We start from the raw sequence: 16,238 nt of genomic DNA on the forward strand, positions 1-16,238 counted from the left end.
GGCGGCGCATATAGCTTCCCCAACCGAGTCACGTCGCTTCGCCCGGACGGTCGTCCCAGTTCTGGGTGGAGAACGCCGATCCGGTGCCGTAATCAGTGGTTTACGGGATTCGTCCCGCGGAAACGCGGGGGTACGAATCGGATACTAAACAGCGGGCGACTGGTGGGAGGACACAATGGATTCAGCCGCGATTCGCGACAGGACGGTGCTCGTCACCGGTGGGGCGGGCTTTATCGGGAGTCATCTCGTCGAGGCACTGACGCCGCACAACGACGTGCGGGTCCTCGACAACTTCTCGTCGGGCGACCGAGCGTACCTGCCCGAGGACGTGACGGTCGTCGAGGGGGATATCGGCGATCCGATCGCCCTCCAGCAGGCGGCCCGCGGCGTCGATATCATCTTCCACCACGCCGCGATGGTCAGCGTCTCTCGCAGCGTCGACGCCCCCCGGCAGAGCAACGAGACGAACCTCGACGCGAGCCTGCTCGTCCTCGAGCAGGCACGCCAGGAGGACGCCCGGGTCGTCGCCGCCTCGAGCGCCGCGGTCTACGGCCACCCCGACGAGCTGCCGGTCTCCGAGTCGGCGGCGACCGAACCGACGTCGCCGTACGGCATCCAGAAACTCGCGCTCGACCAGTACGCCCGGCGCTACGCGGAGCTGTACGATCTGGAGACGGTCGCGCTGCGGTACTTCAACGCCTACGGCCCGCGTCAGCAGGGCCCCTACAGCGGCGTCATCTCGACGTTTCTCGAGCAGGCGCGCGCGGGCGAGCCGATCACCATCGAGGGCGACGGCCAGCAGACCCGGGACTTCGTCCACGTCAGCGACATCGTCCAGGCGAACCTCCAGGCGGCGACGACGGACGCGGTCGGCGAGGCGTACAACATCGGCACGGGCACCCGGACGTCGATCGAAGAACTGGCGGAGACGATCAAGGCCGCCACCGACTCCTCGTCGCCGATCGTCCACCACGATCCCCGACCCGGCGACATCAGACATAGCGGTGCGGACATCTCCAAGGCGAAACGGACGCTCGGATTCGAGCCGCGCGTTGGCCTCGAAAACGGGATTCAATCGCTCGTCGAGGGGACGCGGCTGCCGCCGGCTGATACCGACGCCACCGTCGAATCGATCGGAGAGGGGAGTACGTTCAGCTGATTCGGCGGTCCCGGCAGCGTCGTCGCCGAACCCGGACGGAGAGCAACTGTTCGAGTGAGTGTAGGTGAGAGATAACTAACGGTATCCGTAGCTTCACGACGGGTATGATCGACACACCGATCGTCGCCGCCGTGAGCCCCGGCCAGAGCCTCATCGTATTCGTCGTGAGCCTGCTGATCGGCGCCGTCGGCATCTACCTCGGCGCGAAGGTCATCGTCGACACCGAGGACTACACGTACGCGATCATCACTGCCTTGCTCGGGGCGATCGTCTGGGGCCTCGTCGGGTTCTTCCTCGGCTGGATTCCGCTGCTCGGGCCGCTACTGGTGTTCGTCGCCTATCTGGCCGTGGTCAACGCGCGGTATCCCGGCGGCTGGGTCGACGCCGCTGCGATCACGATCATCGCCTGGCTGTCGGTCCTGGTGGTCCTCTACGTCCTCGCGCTCATCGGCGTCACCGGGTTCGATGCCGTCGGCGTCCCGGGCGTCTAACGGCACCGAGCAGTTTCTCACGCGGCAGTTGGGTCTCTCACTCACACACCAATCACCTGCTGACGACCCACGCGATCCGACTGGTGAGTACTGCTCCCTAGTCGAGCTCGACGGCGCGCTCCGAGCGACGGGAGGTGTGGTCGTCGCTCGAGAGGTTACCTCGTTTCGTCCCCGCTGTCAGTCGCCAGTCGAGCGGGATTGCCGGCCGTGGTGTCCCCGCCACGCGGACTCTCGAGCGCCGCTCGTCGCGCCGCCACCGAGCCGACCATACGACCGGGCACCCACGGACTGGAACGCCGCGACAGCCGATCGCCAGTTCGGTGGACTGTCGACGAATCGTCCGCGCCCGAGAAGGTCCGTATCGACTCGATACCACGGCGGAGCACCGCCCAACGTCGGCGTCCGAGATGGTATCAGGCCCGCGACTATCGGGAGACGGACTGTTTCGACTTCCGGGACACTCACCGAAGTGATTAATTACCGACTGAATCTGGGGGAATCCGCGCTAGTCGTTGCGAACGTCCGACCGAGTTTATTCGAGCACTCGGTCTACGGTTCTCCGAAGCGGTACCGTGCGCTCGCTCGGTGGCGATCGGTCAGTGAGAAGGGCGAACGTACCACCCCCCGAGACCGTTCGCAAGGCCAAGAGTATCGGTCGGCGGGAGTGAGACGATACTGTAGGGATCGGCTGATCGTCACGAAAACCCGTCTCCGAACGACCGAACGAACGGAACGAAGTGTCACAAATGGTGAAATAAGATTCGGCAACAATAAATGATCGATAAAAAACATTTTGAGAAGCGGTCACGACGGTACAGCACAACGTGAGCGAACCCACTCCCAGCCAGTCCACATGAGCATCCACTTTCGAGCCTGCACAACGATGGTCGTTGCTCCCGATTCGATCGGCGTCATCCCGCGGCTTCCGACCGAGCGCATCGAGCCATTCATCGCGGTCATTTCGCCTCGCCACGTCCGACCGATCCAGATGGAATGGAGTCCGCATCTCGCAGCCCTGGTCGGTATTTTGGCACTCGTGCTCCTCGGTAGCGTCCTCGTCGCTCGCAACCGACTCGACGAACAGAACGCGTTCGTCGCCGATCCGGAACCGCGACACCAGGAGTTTCTGACCGATCGGGAGCGAGTCGAACAGCTCATCCGCGAGAACGGCGGGCGGATGAAACAGTCGGAGATCGTCGACGCGGTCGATTGGTCGAAAGCGAAGGTCAGCCGACTGCTCGCCGAACTCGAGGACGACGACCAGGTGACGAAACTCCGACTCGGTCGAGAGAACCTGGTCTGTCTACCGGGCAACGAACCGACGGCGTCACAATCGCCCGAACACCCGCGAAACGAGTGAGCCGTCGGACGCGAAGCTATCAACAATCGTTGTTTTCCAGCACCGAACGGTCACGGGCGTAGCGGCGCACTCGACGTAGTATCCAGTTTCGGGATGTAATGGTTGTGGCCGTTTATGCGGCGAACCCGCGATTAGCCGGTGCCTTCACGGCACAGACATGAATGCACGCAATCAGCTATTCGTAGTACTCATGGCGTTGATGATGGTGTGCTCGAGCGGGGCGATGGTCGCCAGCGCAGCGGTCGCTGGGTCCGTCGACGAGCACGACCAGACCGACGGTGAGTACGCTATTCAGGACAACGAGACAGCTCCAGCGGAGGAGCCTGTAGACACGGGTGAGAACGTATCGGATAACGAGACGGGAGCCGAAGAACCCGTCGACGAACCGAACGACACGATCGAGGAAGACGGCGGGGCTGCCAGTCAGGGCGCCTACGTGAACTTCTCCGCTCAGACGACCGCGGGCGAGACGGTCGTCGTCAACAACGTCACGACGGCGAGCGGCGGCTTCGTCACGATCCACGACAGTAGCCTGCTCGTCGGAAACGTCTTCGAGAGCGTCATCGGCACCTCCGAGTATCTCGAGCCGGGCACCCACGACAACGTCACGGTGACCCTCGACGAACCGCTCGAGGAAGACGAGACGCTCATCGCGATGCCACATCGCGACACGAACGACAACGAGACGTACGACTTCGTCGATAGCGAGGGTGCGGACGATCCGCCGTACCTGACGGCTGACGACGAACCGGTGACTGACGACGCCGTCGTCAGTATCAGTGGGGCCGACGAAGCGCCGGTCGAGGAAGAACCGGTCAACGAGACGCCGACTGAAGAGGAGCCGGTCGAGGAAGAACCGGTCAACGAGACGCCGACTGAGGAAGAACCGGTCGAGGAAGAGCCGGTCAACGAGACGCCGACTGAAGAAGAGCCGGTCGAGGAAGAACCGGTCGAGGAAGAGCCGGCTGAGGAAGAACCAGTCAACGAGACGCCGACCGAAGAAGAGCCAGTCGAGGAAGAGCCGGCTGAGGAAGAACCGGCTGAAGAAGAGCCAGTCGAGGAAGAACCGCCAGCTGATGAAGAGCCACCGGCTGAGGAAGCACCGACCGAGGATGGAGACGGAGAAATCAACGTCGTCATCGAACAGGCGACGATCTTCGTGTTCATCAGCGAACTTCCTGACAACGTCTCGGCCAGCGAGAACATGTCCGGCGTCGAAATGGACGGTATTACGGTCGATGCCGGCAACCATACCGCAGTCGACTCGAACGACACCGCTGCCCACGCTAACGTGACCAGCGACCTCGAGATCACGCTCGACGAGGTGTCAGTCGCTTCGTCCAACGGGGATCACACTGCGATGGGCCAAGCAAGCGATCAGACTGACCAACGGTCAGCAGCGAGTTTCCAAGGGTCAGTCGAGGTAGTCATTGAACAGGCGACGATCTACGTGTTCGTCGGAGATATCGGAGCCGAACAGCCTGTCAATGAAACGCCGACCGAAGAACCGCCGGCTGCGGAAGAGCCGCCGGTTGAGGAACCACCGGCTGAAGAAGAACCGGTCAATGAGACGCCGGTCGATGAAGAGCCTGCCGAGGAAGAACCGGTCAACGAGACGCCAACTGAAGAAGAGCCGGTTAACGAGACGCCGGTCAATGAAGAGCCTGCCGAGGAAGAACCGACCAACGAGACACCGACTGAAGAAGAACCGGTTAACGAGACGCCGGTCGACGAAGAACCGGCCAACGAGACACCGACTGAAGAAGAACCGGTCAATGACACGCCAGTCGAAGAGGAACCGGTCAACGAGACACCGACTGAAGAAGAACCGGTCAATGACACGCCAGTCGAAGAGGAACCGGTCAACGACACACCGGCTGAAGAAGAGCCGGTCAACGACACACCGGCTGAAGAAGAGCCGGTCAACGACACGCCGGTCGAAGAACCGCCGGCTGAAGAAGAACCCGCAGATTCGTTCACGGTCGAGAACTTGGACGCACCTGCAACCGCCGAAGCGGGTGAGACGTTCACCGTCTCGGCGACGATTTCGAACCCGACCGAGGAGGAACGAACCGAATCCGTTCAGTTCCGTCTCGACGGCGACCTGATCACCACCGAAGAGGTCACGCTCGCACCGGGTGAAACGGCCCAGGTCGAGTTCGAAGTCAACACCGCCGACCTCGGTCTCGAGGCCGGCCAGTACGTCCACATGGTCCTCTCGGACTTCTCCGGTGAGGTCGCGACTCTCGAGCTGACCACCGCGACGGACGACGGCGGTCTCGAGGGCGATCTCGAGAACGACACCGAGACCAACGCAACCAACGGAACCGGCGCGGACAACGCGACTGCCGCCAGCTAAGCGTCGGCGCCGTCGCGGTCGACTCGCGTTCGCACGACCCGCTGGCGCATCTTTTTCTGGCCGCGGTCGATCACGTCCGGAGTGGAGTGAGCAGCCGTCAGGCGAGCAACCGGTAAAGGCTGCTCGCGGCGACGAGCAGTAGCACGACGACGCTCGTGAGAACGAGATTGAAACTCGAGAGCAACGGAATGCCGAGGCCCGCGAGGGCGATGATTCCGAGACCGACGACGCACAGCCCCAGGTGAAGTTGCAGGATCCACGATCGGGCGCCGCCGTGGCCGTCGATGTACTGTAACACCTCGTCGAAGTGTGCCCCCGGCTGGATCGTTTTCGCCTCGGAATCGTACTCGATCACGGCGTCTTCCTGCAACTGCGGCAGATGCGTCTGCTGTAACGAGACGTAGACGCTCTTGTAGAGGTTGTTCGGAACGGGCGTCGTATCGGTCTCGGTGGCCGCGATCTCGGAGGCGATATCCGAGACGTCGACCTGCCCGGATTCCTCGGCGAGCAACTGCACGATCGCTCGCCGACGATCGTTACCGAGGATGTGAAACACCTCGCTTTCCTCGAGCGACTCGGTGCGGTTTGTCTGGACAGACATCGATCAAGAAGAAACGGGATTATCGACGAGCAGTCCACCACCAGCTACCATGCACGAGGGCCTTCGCAGACCACTGACTTTAACTTTTGCAGGCTAGATCGTCGCTCTGGAACGTCGAACGCGAGCAGCAAACGGCGGTCTTGAGTAGGGCTCGGATAAAGCTGACGGCGAGGGACGGCACTCAGGGCGACCGCGCGTCCCAGGACCGCTCACGGGGAAGATCCGCAGTCCTCGGAGAACACCGGCCCGTGACTGGAGCGATGGCGTCGTCGCTGGCCGCTGGTCTCGACGCTGGCTGCCGGTCTCGATAGCGCGGCCGCTCTTACCGTTCGACCGCCGGACGAGCCACAGCGTCGCTCGAGACGTGTGATAGCCGGAAAACGAAGCGATCAGTGCCGATCGGCGACTCGAAACGGTCCGCGAACGTGTCGGTTATTCACCGGGCAGATGACCGCCGGACTGCATTTCACGGTAGGTCGTACAGGCCGGACAGCCGTGGACGATGTCACCGTTGTCGCCGAAAACGCGCGCAAACTGTTGGGTTACGTGCGTGCCGCAGTTTCGACAGCGGGCGCCTGCTGTCGACGATTCCATGGGCTTCCAGTCTTGTTGCGTGGATTTCATGGTTGTGTTGGGGGTGAAACACGAACGAGCGATGGGAGTCGAGCGATCGACCGCGACCGGCTCGGCCAGCACGTCTCGGCGCCACCCCCGCGATCGGGCAGCGACGCCGAATCCGGCTGTAACACCTCCACACTCGTCCGGGCGTCATCGTATCGAGGGGAGTAGATGCGAATAAAGGACGGAGACCGTTCACCGAGGAACACGATACGAGAACCGCGAAATACGCAGTTTCCGGCCTGTAGTGTCCGATATGCCCAGTGAGACGAGGGGAACGGCGAACCGCGACCTGTGAACACGGCGACGAATTCAGGTGGCTTTGCTTGCATTCGACTGCCAAACGTGTCATTGACCGGCTCGAACGCGAATCTAAACTGCGTATTTCCGGGCCGAAACACGCCGTTTCTCCGCCGAATTGTCGTGTTTCCGATCCGTAAGGTACATCGTTATAAAATACCACTATCGCTTACCGATCGTCGTGCTGGAATGTACTGGTGGTGTTCGTGATACGGGTGGTCCGGCCGCCCGGTCGATCCGTATCGGCCCCTCTCTCGAGAGAGCGAACGGAGACAACCTGCCCAAATTCGGGTGACTACGACGATGTCAATGCAAGCGAGTAACAAACGATCGGAATCGACGACTGACCCGGCCGCCCAGCTCGACGTCCTCGGCGACGAATGCGCTCGAATGATCCTGGTCGCGACGAGCGACGGACCGAAGACGGCGAAAGAATTGACGAAGCGAACGGACAGTTCGTCGGCGACGGTGTATCGCCGAATCAACAACCTCCTCGAAAGCGGCCTCCTCTCGGAGTGCGTCCGGTTCGACGACGACGGCTCGCACACGACGGCCTACGAGGCGACGATCGAGACGCTCCAGGTGCAGATTCAGTCCGACGGGATCGACGTCTCGATGTCGACGGCCGACGACTGAGACCGGCCAGCAGCGCGTTCGCCGAGGAAGCACCGGGGTCGCTCCACCGTCACGCCGCCGCGTAATCTCCGGCTGACGTTACGACCGTCGATCTTCTGCTAGCAGAGAGAATCGGCTGAATGTGCACTTTAGTTCCGCGAACATGTGTTGAAAGGAGTTCTAACGCCGCTGTATGATACGGATAACAAATATCTACTCAGGGGAATGGTCACTGTGATTGAGCAATGCACGATCTGACCGGCTTTCAACGAGACCTGCTGTACGTGATCGCAGGTGCCGATCAACCGTCGGGGCAGACCGTCAAGGACGAAGTCGAGAAGTACTATAGCTCCGAGATCAATCACGGTCGTCTGTATCCGAATCTCGACACCCTCGTCAACAAGGAGCTGGTCGAGAAAGGACAGCTTGATAGACGGACGAACTACTACGCGATCACCGAGACCGGTCGGGAACGAATCGACGAGCGTCGCAGGTGGGAAGAGCAGTACGTCGATTTCTGATCCGGTGTATACGACGTCGACGCACCGATCAACCGGGTAGTCCGGCGACAGGGGTGGGATAGCGACGTCGCCGGACGCGTAGCCTACGGGACGGTAACCCGGGCATAACAAAGCGATAGAGGGTACACCCAGCCAACGAGTCGAGAATGTCATATGTGTCGTCTTCAGCCATGTCGGGCCCTGACTACCAACGTCCGGTGTCAAAGCGATGAGTCACGGAACGAGTACCCAGACGAGACTCGGCGTCGTTCGGCAGTATCCGTTCGACCTCGCCGTCGTCTCGGCCGCCGCAATACTGGCCTACGCGATCACGACGTCCTTGCAGGCGGGGAGCGTTCTGCGGCTCCTCGCGACCTTCCCGGTGGTGCTGTTCCTTCCGGGGTACGCGCTCGTCTCCGTCCTGTTTCCGGCGAGCGAACGGACGCCGCAGAAACCGGCCGCGTGGATCGATGCACACTCCCGCGGAATCGACGTCGTCGAACGGCTCGGACTCTCCGTCGCGCTCTCGCTGACGCTCGTCCCGATAGTCGGGATCGCGCTGCCGTTTACGCAGTGGGGGTTGACGACCGGGTCGATTGCAGCGACGCTCTGCGTCGTCACCGTCGTACTCGCGCAGTTCGGCGCCGTTAGACGCCTCCGGACGCCGATATCCGAGCGATTCATCGTCTCGCCGCTCGAGTCGGTGACGCAACTGCGGCAGGGGACCGACGACGTTGCGACGGCCTCCTCGATCGTCCTCGTCCTCGCGATCGGACTGGCTGCCAGCGCGCTCCTCCTCGGATTTCTCGTCCCGCCCTCGACCGGCGGCTACTCCGAGCTGGCGCTGTACAGCGAGACCGACGGCGGCGAACTCGTCACCGGCAACATCACTGACGAAGTCGCACCGGGCGAGTCCGTCCCGGTCACCGTCTCGATCAAAAACGAAGAGGGGACGGAAACCGACTACACGGTCGTCGTCCAGGAGCAAGTCGTCGAGGACGGAACCATCGTCGAGCGGACCCGACTCGACACGCTCGAGACGACCCTCGCCGACGACACGACCGGAACCGGCGAACTCGAGATAACCCCGACGGCCGGGGACGACGAGACCGTCCGGATCGCCGTGCTCCTGTTCAAGGGCGACGTGCCGGACGAACCGACGACCGAGGCCGCCGAAGAAGACACGTACTTCTGGGTGACCATCGAGGACTGACGGTCGTCCGCAGCGTCGGTCGGGGCCGTCGACGCTTCGTCTCGACACCAGTTTCGATCGTCGCCTCGAATTCCCGGTGACGACGACGACTCCCGTTTTCCAGGCGGTCGACCAGCGGGTTCGGTGCCGACCGATCACGGGCGAGTGATCGAGCGCCGTCTCGCTGAATCCGATCGGCCCCGCGGACCGCGTCTCTCGGCGCGACCGCCGGCTCGAGAACCGACAGCGACGGCGTCGCGTCGATCGCGACGGTGGGAGTAGGAGACCGAACAACCGGAAGAAGACCGCTGGCCGACCGCTCGGCGGGCTACGCGGCGGTCGGGACGACGAACGGATCGGGAACGGGAGGACTCGTTCGAGTTGTGAGGACCCGGGACGGCGGATTACCCCGTAATACCGAAGGGAAGCTCGAGATCGGGGCGCCGCGAGACGTGCTGGACGACCGAGACGGCCAGGACGAGGAGACAGAGGACCAGGGCGACGACCGGGGCGACGGTCGTCGTCAGGGGACCGACCGACAGCCACGAGACGCCGAGTGCGAGGACCCCCAGCGCCGTCACCGCCATGTAGAGGTGGTGCCACGAGCGCTGATTCTCGAGTCGGTGATCGAGGTACGGCTCGAAGACCTCCTCGTGGGGGATGAGTTCGATGGTGTGGTCGTCCGGGTCCCAGTCGACGATCTCGTGCTCTTCGAGCATCGGCAGGTGGGTCTGGTACAGGGAGATGTACACCCGCCGGCGCTGCGTGCGCGTTACCTCGTCGGGGTCGATGTCGTTCTCCCAGGCGGCGACCTGCTCGACGAGGGGTGCGAGATCGCAGGCGCCGCCCTGGTGGGTGAGATACTGGACGGTTCGTCTTCTACGGGCGTTACTGAAAACGTCGAACAGTTTGGCCTGGGTCAGATTGTGTTCAGACATGGGCGTCCTCGGGGTCCCGAATCAACTCCCGTGTGGTCGGTGTGTTCGGATACCTCACGGCAATGAATGCCAGAGATCGGAACTTTACTATCACTCGGCTACCCGATCGAAAGGGATTTATACCAGTTTGGCCCGATGACTGACTTCTAATCCGATATTTCTCCCCGAATGACTGACGAAAACCCCGGAGCACGGGAGCGAGCGGCTGTGACGCGACAATTCTCCGTGGAGCACGACTGTCCATCCTCTAGTTCCCCACTACAGGGCCGACAGGCCGGGGATAACAAAGCCGTGTTACCGGCTGTATCAGCACGATTGCCCACGCGGGTATCGAGTTACCTATGATGTATCAACGATCACGACGCTCTCGGTTCCAGGATACGGACGCGAGTAGCTACGGAGGTGGGACGCGGTGAGCGAGTTCGTCTCCGGCGCCGACTGCACGGTCGACGAGGGAGCCACCGTCGGCTACGGCGAGTTCGACGAGCCGACACGAGTCGGCGACGGCGCGACGATCAGAGCCGGATCGATCGTCTACGGCGACGTGACGATCGGCGACGAGCTGACGACGGGCCACGACGTCCTGATCCGGGAAGGGACGACGATGGGTGACGACGTCCTCGTCGGAACCAAGACCGTCATCGACGGCCAGACGACGATCGGTTCGCACGTCAGTCTCCAGACGAACGTCTACATTCCGACCGAGACGACGATCGGGGATAACGTCTTCATCGGGCCGAGCGCGGCGTTGACCAACGACGAGTACCCGATCAGGACGGACACCGGCCTCGAGGGGCCGACGATCGAGGACGGCGCCTCCGTCGGCGCGAACGCGACGCTGCTGCCCGGCGTCACCGTCGGCGAGAACGCCTTCGTCGCGGCCGGTGCGGTCGTGACGGAGGACGTCCCGCCGGACACGCTCGCCGTCGGCACGCCGGCGACGGTCCAGACGCTTCCGAAACCGCTCGAGGGTGCAAATCAGATCGCATGACGGACCCGAATCCCGATACCGAGCGGAGTAGCGACGCCGAACCGGTCGCCGAACCCGACGGCGGGGTCGCCGAGGCCGATCAGTCGGGCGACGGGGCCACCGACGAACCGGCGAGTGGCGGCGTCTCGATCGCCGATCCCGAACTCAGCGACGACGCGACGGATCGCGTTCAGTCGGTCCTCGAGAGCGGGATGCTCGCCGACGGTCCCGAGGTACGGGAATTCGAGGCGGCGTTCGCCGCCTACTGCGGGACCGAGCGGGCCGTCGCGACGTCCAACGGGACGACCGCCCTCCACGCCGCACTCGAGGCGCTGGGTCTCGAGGAGGGCGACGCGGTCGTGACGTCGCCGTTCTCGTTCGTCGCGAGCGCCAACGCCATCAGGCTCGCCGGCGGCAAACCCGTCTTCGCCGACGTCGATCCGGAGACGTACACGATCGATCCGGACGCGGTCGAACGCGTCCTCGAGGAACGCGACGACGTCGTCGGCCTGCTCCCGGTCCACCTCTACGGACTGCCGGCGGAGATGGACCGCCTCTCGACGATCGCCGACGAGCACGACCTGTTCGTCCTCGAGGACGCCTGTCAGGCCCACGGCGCGGCGATCGACGGCGATCGGGTCGGCGGCTTCGGCGACGCCGCCTGCTTCTCGTTCTACCCGACGAAGAACATGACGACCGGCGAGGGCGGGATCGTCACCACCGACCGCGACGACGTCGCCGATCGGGTTGCGAGTTTCATCAACCACGGTCGGGACGTCGGCGAGGGCGGCACGTACGAGCACGTCGCGCTCGGGCACAACTACCGGATGACGAGCATGGCCGCCGCCATCGGCCGGGCCCAACTCGAGCGCCTGCCCGATTTCAACCGGGCGCGCCGGGAGAACGCGGCCTACTACGACGAGGAACTCGCGGACCTGCCGGTGGAGACGCCGACGGAACCCGAGGGCTACCGCCACGTCTACCACCAGTACACGATCCGGACCGACGACCGGGAGGCGCTGGCGGCGACGCTCGAGGACCGCGGCGTCGACACCGGCGTCTACTACGAGACGCCGATTCACCGCCAGCCGGCATACGAGACGGTGAGTACGGCGGCGGCGTCGCTGCCGAACGCGGAACGGGCGGCCGAGACGGTCCTCTCGCTGCCCGTCCACCCGAACCTCACGGAGCGGGACCGACGAACCGTCGTCGAAGCAGTGCAGGACCACTTCAACTCCACATGACCCAGACACAACGGATCCGGGCCGGCGTCATCGGCGTCGGTTCCATGGGCGAGAACCACGCGCGCGTGTACAGTGAATTACGAGATGTCGAACTCGCGGGCATCAGCGACCGCGACGAGACGGTCGCACGGCGAGTCGCCGACGAGTACGAAACCGAACCCGTCGAGTTCGATCGGCTCCTCGATCGGTGCGACGTCGTCACCGTCGCCGTGCCGACGCCGGTACACGAGGACGTGGTAACGGACTGCCTCGATGCGGGCGTCCACGTCCTCGTCGAGAAGCCGATCGCCGAGACGGTCGAGCAGGGACGGGCGATGGCCGAGCGAGCGCGGGCGAACGATCTCGTCTTGCAGGTCGGCCACATCGAGCGGTTCAACCCGGCCGTGCGAACGGTCACCGACCTGATCGACGACCTGGACGTCATCAGCGTCGAGGCCGAACGGCTGGGCCCGCCGATCGACCGATCGACTGGCGACGTCGTCTCGGACCTGATGGTCCACGACATCGACATCGTCGGCTCGATGCTCGACGCCCAGCCCGACACCGTGACCGCGATGGGCACCGAGAACGGCCAGTACGCGACGGCGACGATGAAGTACGGCGACGTCGTCGCGTCGTTGACCGCGAGCCGGGTCACCCAGAAGAAGGTCCGGAAGCTGACCGTCACGGCCCGGGAGTGTCTCGTCGAGGTCGACTACCTCGAGCAGTCCGTGCTGATCCACCGCGACTCCTACCCGGAGTACCTCACGGACGACGGCCAGAACCGGTACCGCCACGAGAGCGTCGTCGAACGGCCCCGCGTCGACAACGGGGAGCCGCTGCGCCACGAACTCGAGGCGTTCGTCGAGGCCGCCCGTACCGGGTCGGAGCCGGTCGTCACCGCCGAGGACGGCATCGAGGCCCTCGAGACGGTGCAGACGATCGGTGCGCTGATCGACGACGAAAATCGAAAACGGGAGGTGGAGGCCCGATGAGCGGCGATTCTACATCTAGCGGCGGCCTCTACGGCTCGAGCGAGTCGCCGGCGCGCCAGCGCGAACGGCTCACCGGCGGCGAGATTCCGGTCGCCGTCTACGGCCTCGGGAAGATGGGGCTGCCGCTGGCGAGCGTCTACGCGGAGACGACCGGCAACGTCACCGGCGTCGACATCGATCCCGACGTGGTCGACGGGATCAACGCCGGCGAGAACCACGTCGTCGGCGAACCGGGACTCGACGACCTCGTCGCCGAGCAGGTCGATCAGGGTCGCCTCGAGGCGACGACCGACGGCGCCGAGGCGGCCGGGAACGCCCGCGTCCACGTCGTCATCGTACCGACGCTGCTGGACGAGGAGAACCAGCCGGATCTGACGACGGTCGAGTCGGTGATCGACGATATCGCGGCCGGGCTCGAGCCCGGCGATCTGGTCATCGCCGAGTCGACGCTCCCGCCGACGAGCTGTCGGGACGTCATCCAGCCCCATCTGGAGCAGGAGAGCGGACTCGAGGCCGACGAGTTCGGCCTCGCCTTCTGTCCGGAACGGACGTCCAGCGGCCGCGCGCTGCAGGACATCCGCGGCGCGTATCCGAAGGTCGTCGGCGGCGTCGACGACGAGAGCACGCGGGCCGCGTCGATCGTCTACGACGAGATTTCCGACAACGATGTCCACCCGGTCTCGGACGCCACGACCGCAGAGGCGGTCAAGGTGTTCGAGGGCGTCTACCGGGACGTCAACATCGGGCTGGCGAACGAACTGGGGCGACTCGCGGACGAACTCGACATCTCGGTCCGCGAGGCGATGGACACGGCCAACGACCTGCCGATGTGTCAGCTCCACGACCCCGGTCCGGGCGTCGGCGGCCACTGCATCCCCTACTACCCGCACTTCCTGCTCTCGCAGAACGAGGAGCCGATGGACCTGACCCGGACCGCCCGGCGGGTCAACGACGAGATGCCGACGGTCGTCGTCGAGCGCCTCGAGCGGGAGCTGGCGGCGACCGAGGACGACCCCACGATCGACGCCGCCACCGACCTCGCCGACGCCTCGGTGGTCGTCCTCGGGATCACCTACCGGCCCGGCGTCGAGGAGACGCGGGCCTCGCCCGCGCTCGGCGTCATCGACGAGTTGAACGACCGCGGTGCCGACGTCGCGGGCGTCGACCCGCTCGTCGACCCGGCCGAGTACGGCGCTCGAGCGGTCGAGATGGGCGAGCTCACCGACGAGTCGTTCGACGCCGCGGTGATCGTCACGCCCCACGAGCAGTTCGACGAGATTCCGTGGACCGACCTCGAGCCGATGGTCGTCGTCGACGGCCGGGACGCGGTCGATCTCTCGGCGACCGCCCACCGGCAGTACACGCTCGCGGGGTCGGCGAGCGGTCGACCGCCGACCGGCGAGAGCGCAGGTGACGCGGTCACGGCGGACGAACAGTCGCTGACCGCAGATGGCGGGGTCGACGACGGCCCGCCGACGGCCGGAGCCGACCCCACGACCGGCGGGGGTGACGATGTATAAGGGCCACCGGATCGGCGTCGTCGTCACCGCCTACGACGAGGCGGACTTCGTCGGCACCGTCATCGAGACCGTACCGGACTTCGTCGACCGGATCTACGCCGTCGACGACAGGTCGCCCGACGATAGCTGGGCGGTCATCCAGGACGTCGCCGCCCGGATCAACGCGGACGCCGACTCCGAACCCGCACTCGCGCTGGCCGACGGCGGCGATAGCCGTCGCGTCGTCCCGATCCGCCACGAGGAAAACCGCGGGTACGGTGCGGCGGTCAAGACGGGCTACAGACGCGCCGCGGCCGACGGGATGGACGTCGTCGCCGTGATGAACGGCGACGGACAGATGGATCCCGACATCCTCGATCGGATCATCGATCCGGTCGTCGAGGGCGAGGCCGACTACGCGAAGGGGAACCGACTCCTCCACCCCGAGGACCGGGAGGGGATGTCGACGTTCCGGTTCGTCGGGAACGCCATGCTGACCGGCCTCTCGAAGTTCGCCTCGGGGTACTGGACGATCGGCGACCCCCAGAACGGTTACACCGCGATCTCGCGGGAGACGATCGAGCAACTCGAACTCGACGAGATCACCGACCGGTACGGCTTCCTCAACCACATCCTCACCCACCTCAACGTCTACGAGCGCCGCGTCGCGGACGTCTCGATGCCGGCCGTCTACGGCGACGAGGAGAGCAGCATTCGCTACGTCCCGTTCGTGCGGTTCGTGTCGCTGCTGTTGCTCCGGAGTTTTCTCTGGCGGGTGAAGACGCGGTACGTGGTCCAGCGGTTCCACCCCGCGACCGTCTTCTACGGCGCCGGTACCGCCGGACTGGCCGGCGGGACCGCCGGTTTCGGCGGCTCGCTGGTCCGCTCGCTGCGCGGAAAAGACGGGTTCACCGGCGTGATCGCGTCGTTCGTGGCCATCGTTCTCGGGCTGATCGCGCTCGGGACGGCGATCTGGCTCGACGCCGACGAGAACGAAGACCTCGAGGTGACCAGATACGACTACCGCAGACGCGAGGGCGACGTCGACGAGGCGCCGACGCCGGATCAGTCGATGGAGTAACGAACGATATCCTCGCCGTCACACGCCGGACAGCGGGTCGTATCGGCCGAGACGTTCGTCCCACAGTTTCGACACTCGTGGATGACCGTCGGGGAGCGAGCGCTCTCGCCGCAGTCCTGTGTCGTCGCTGGTGACTCGGTATCCGGCTCCGATCCCGGAAGGAGATCGGAAAGTAGACTAGAGAGTGTCATAGAATCCAGTTACTGGGCCTTCTTGAGAGGGAGCTATAAGTGTTTCGTGATCGGGGATTCGCGATTCGGATCCGGCCGACTCCCCGCTCGTATCCCCGATTCTCCGTCTTCAGAGACGGATCCAAATCGTTCGAGAAACAGGCGAT

At 64.4% G+C, this 16,238-nt stretch carries 16 protein-coding genes; 12 read left to right on the forward strand and 4 right to left on the reverse strand.

Annotated features, from left to right (window positions below; genetic code table 11):
- The first annotated feature begins 175 nt into the window (after positions 1 to 175).
- The 4 genes from J0X25_RS39250 (at position 176) to J0X25_RS39265 (ending at position 5,369) form a co-directional block, all read left to right on the forward strand.
- Positions 176 to 1,159: an NAD-dependent epimerase/dehydratase family protein gene (locus tag J0X25_RS39250; protein ID WP_226777437.1), complete on the forward strand. Its 984-nt coding sequence runs from the start codon at positions 176 to 178 to the stop codon at positions 1,157 to 1,159.
- Between the two features lie 104 nt (positions 1,160 to 1,263).
- A complete protein-coding gene (locus tag J0X25_RS39255; protein ID WP_226777438.1) occupies positions 1,264 to 1,650 on the forward strand; it encodes a hypothetical protein in 387 nt (128 codons plus the stop codon).
- A gap of 883 nt (positions 1,651 to 2,533) precedes the next feature.
- Entirely contained in the window at positions 2,534 to 3,010 is a 477-nt protein-coding gene (locus J0X25_RS39260; protein WP_226777439.1) for a helix-turn-helix transcriptional regulator, read from the forward strand.
- Between the two features lie 223 nt (positions 3,011 to 3,233).
- Positions 3,234 to 5,369 carry a DUF7282 domain-containing protein gene (locus J0X25_RS39265; protein ID WP_226777440.1) on the forward strand — a complete coding sequence of 712 codons (2,136 nt, stop codon included), beginning with the start codon at positions 3,234 to 3,236 and terminating at the stop codon, positions 5,367 to 5,369.
- 97 nt (positions 5,370 to 5,466) lie between these two features.
- On the opposite strand, the gene J0X25_RS39270 is transcribed toward J0X25_RS39265, so the two are convergent.
- The gene (locus tag J0X25_RS39270) at positions 5,467 to 5,970 is read right to left on the reverse strand and encodes a DUF7344 domain-containing protein (protein ID WP_226777441.1); all 504 of its coding nucleotides are present in this window, start codon (positions 5,968 to 5,970) and stop codon (positions 5,467 to 5,469) included.
- Between the two features lie 432 nt (positions 5,971 to 6,402).
- The gene (locus J0X25_RS39275; protein WP_008895653.1) at positions 6,403 to 6,564 is read right to left on the reverse strand and encodes a DUF7563 family protein; all 162 of its coding nucleotides are present in this window, start codon (positions 6,562 to 6,564) and stop codon (positions 6,403 to 6,405) included.
- A 627-nt stretch (positions 6,565 to 7,191) separates the two neighbouring features.
- On the opposite strand from J0X25_RS39275, the gene J0X25_RS39280 reads away from it, so the two are divergent.
- From J0X25_RS39280 to J0X25_RS39290, 3 genes are all read left to right on the forward strand, one after another.
- Positions 7,192 to 7,524 carry a winged helix-turn-helix domain-containing protein gene (locus J0X25_RS39280; RefSeq protein WP_226777442.1) on the forward strand — a complete coding sequence of 111 codons (333 nt, stop codon included), beginning with the start codon at positions 7,192 to 7,194 and terminating at the stop codon, positions 7,522 to 7,524.
- 224 nt (positions 7,525 to 7,748) lie between these two features.
- The gene (locus tag J0X25_RS39285; RefSeq protein ID WP_226777443.1) at positions 7,749 to 8,024 is read left to right on the forward strand and encodes a PadR family transcriptional regulator; all 276 of its coding nucleotides are present in this window, start codon (positions 7,749 to 7,751) and stop codon (positions 8,022 to 8,024) included.
- Between the two features lie 208 nt (positions 8,025 to 8,232).
- Entirely contained in the window at positions 8,233 to 9,216 is a 984-nt protein-coding gene (locus J0X25_RS39290) for a DUF1616 domain-containing protein (protein ID WP_226777444.1), read from the forward strand.
- 383 nt (positions 9,217 to 9,599) lie between these two features.
- Here the strand turns inward: J0X25_RS39290 and J0X25_RS39295 are convergent, their stop codons facing one another.
- Positions 9,600 to 10,133 carry a DUF7344 domain-containing protein gene (locus J0X25_RS39295; protein WP_226777445.1) on the reverse strand — a complete coding sequence of 178 codons (534 nt, stop codon included), beginning with the start codon at positions 10,131 to 10,133 and terminating at the stop codon, positions 9,600 to 9,602.
- A 412-nt stretch (positions 10,134 to 10,545) separates the two neighbouring features.
- Here J0X25_RS39295 and J0X25_RS39300 point away from each other — a divergent pair, with 412 nt between their 5' ends.
- Genes J0X25_RS39300 through J0X25_RS39320 form a run of 5 tightly spaced genes read left to right on the forward strand, consistent with a single transcriptional unit; the run spans position 10,546 to position 15,901 of the window.
- Positions 10,546 to 11,124, forward strand: a complete 579-nt coding sequence (locus J0X25_RS39300) for an acyltransferase (protein ID WP_226777446.1) — start codon at positions 10,546 to 10,548, stop codon at positions 11,122 to 11,124.
- Positions 11,121 to 12,347 (forward strand): DegT/DnrJ/EryC1/StrS family aminotransferase, encoded by a 1,227-nt coding sequence (locus J0X25_RS39305; protein ID WP_226777447.1) that lies wholly within the window; start codon positions 11,121 to 11,123, stop codon positions 12,345 to 12,347. Before J0X25_RS39300 ends, J0X25_RS39305 begins: the two co-directional genes overlap by 4 nt.
- On the forward strand, positions 12,344 to 13,321 hold the full coding sequence (locus tag J0X25_RS39310) for a Gfo/Idh/MocA family protein (protein ID WP_226777448.1): 978 nt from the start codon (positions 12,344 to 12,346) through the stop codon (positions 13,319 to 13,321). Before J0X25_RS39305 ends, J0X25_RS39310 begins: the two co-directional genes overlap by 4 nt.
- Positions 13,318 to 14,841 (forward strand): nucleotide sugar dehydrogenase, encoded by a 1,524-nt coding sequence (locus J0X25_RS39315; protein ID WP_226777449.1) that lies wholly within the window; start codon positions 13,318 to 13,320, stop codon positions 14,839 to 14,841. The genes J0X25_RS39310 and J0X25_RS39315 overlap by 4 nt, the downstream gene beginning before the upstream one ends.
- The gene (locus J0X25_RS39320; RefSeq protein WP_226777450.1) at positions 14,834 to 15,901 is read left to right on the forward strand and encodes a glycosyltransferase family 2 protein; all 1,068 of its coding nucleotides are present in this window, start codon (positions 14,834 to 14,836) and stop codon (positions 15,899 to 15,901) included. The genes J0X25_RS39315 and J0X25_RS39320 overlap by 8 nt, the downstream gene beginning before the upstream one ends.
- Here the strand turns inward: J0X25_RS39320 and J0X25_RS39325 are convergent.
- Complete coding sequence (locus J0X25_RS39325; RefSeq protein WP_226777451.1) at positions 15,886 to 16,092, reverse strand: hypothetical protein; 207 nt, start codon at positions 16,090 to 16,092, stop codon at positions 15,886 to 15,888. The genes J0X25_RS39320 and J0X25_RS39325 overlap by 16 nt on opposite strands.
- Between the last annotated feature and the right edge of the window lie 146 nt (positions 16,093 to 16,238).

This window comes from Haloterrigena alkaliphila, from assembly GCF_017352155.2.
Classification (GTDB): Archaea; Halobacteriota; Halobacteria; order Halobacteriales; family Natrialbaceae; genus Haloterrigena; species Haloterrigena alkaliphila.

Bases quoted from the DNA above. Each gene is read 5' to 3' on its own strand.
- J0X25_RS39260 (WP_226777439.1), top strand. From the start codon at position 2,534: ATGGTCGTTGCTCCCGATTCGATCGGCGTCATCCCGCGGCTTCCGACC.
- J0X25_RS39265 (WP_226777440.1), top strand. From the start codon at position 3,234: ATGGTCGCCAGCGCAGCGGTCGCTGGGTCCGTCGACGAGCACGACCAG.
- J0X25_RS39290 (WP_226777444.1), top strand. From the start codon at position 8,233: ATGAGTCACGGAACGAGTACCCAGACGAGACTCGGCGTCGTTCGGCAG.
- J0X25_RS39275 (WP_008895653.1), bottom strand. From the start codon at position 6,564: ATGGAATCGTCGACAGCAGGCGCCCGCTGTCGAAACTGCGGCACGCAC.
- J0X25_RS39250 (WP_226777437.1), top strand. From the start codon at position 176: ATGGATTCAGCCGCGATTCGCGACAGGACGGTGCTCGTCACCGGTGGG.
- J0X25_RS39255 (WP_226777438.1), top strand. From the start codon at position 1,264: ATGATCGACACACCGATCGTCGCCGCCGTGAGCCCCGGCCAGAGCCTC.
- J0X25_RS39305 (WP_226777447.1), top strand. From the start codon at position 11,121: ATGACGGACCCGAATCCCGATACCGAGCGGAGTAGCGACGCCGAACCG.
- J0X25_RS39325 (WP_226777451.1), bottom strand. From the start codon at position 16,092: ATGACACTCTCTAGTCTACTTTCCGATCTCCTTCCGGGATCGGAGCCG.
- J0X25_RS39310 (WP_226777448.1), top strand. From the start codon at position 12,344: ATGACCCAGACACAACGGATCCGGGCCGGCGTCATCGGCGTCGGTTCC.
- J0X25_RS39315 (WP_226777449.1), top strand. From the start codon at position 13,318: ATGAGCGGCGATTCTACATCTAGCGGCGGCCTCTACGGCTCGAGCGAG.
- J0X25_RS39280 (WP_226777442.1), top strand. From the start codon at position 7,192: ATGTCAATGCAAGCGAGTAACAAACGATCGGAATCGACGACTGACCCG.
- J0X25_RS39270 (WP_226777441.1), bottom strand. From the start codon at position 5,970: ATGTCTGTCCAGACAAACCGCACCGAGTCGCTCGAGGAAAGCGAGGTG.
- J0X25_RS39320 (WP_226777450.1), top strand. From the start codon at position 14,834: ATGTATAAGGGCCACCGGATCGGCGTCGTCGTCACCGCCTACGACGAG.
- J0X25_RS39285 (WP_226777443.1), top strand. From the start codon at position 7,749: ATGCACGATCTGACCGGCTTTCAACGAGACCTGCTGTACGTGATCGCA.
- J0X25_RS39295 (WP_226777445.1), bottom strand. From the start codon at position 10,133: ATGTCTGAACACAATCTGACCCAGGCCAAACTGTTCGACGTTTTCAGT.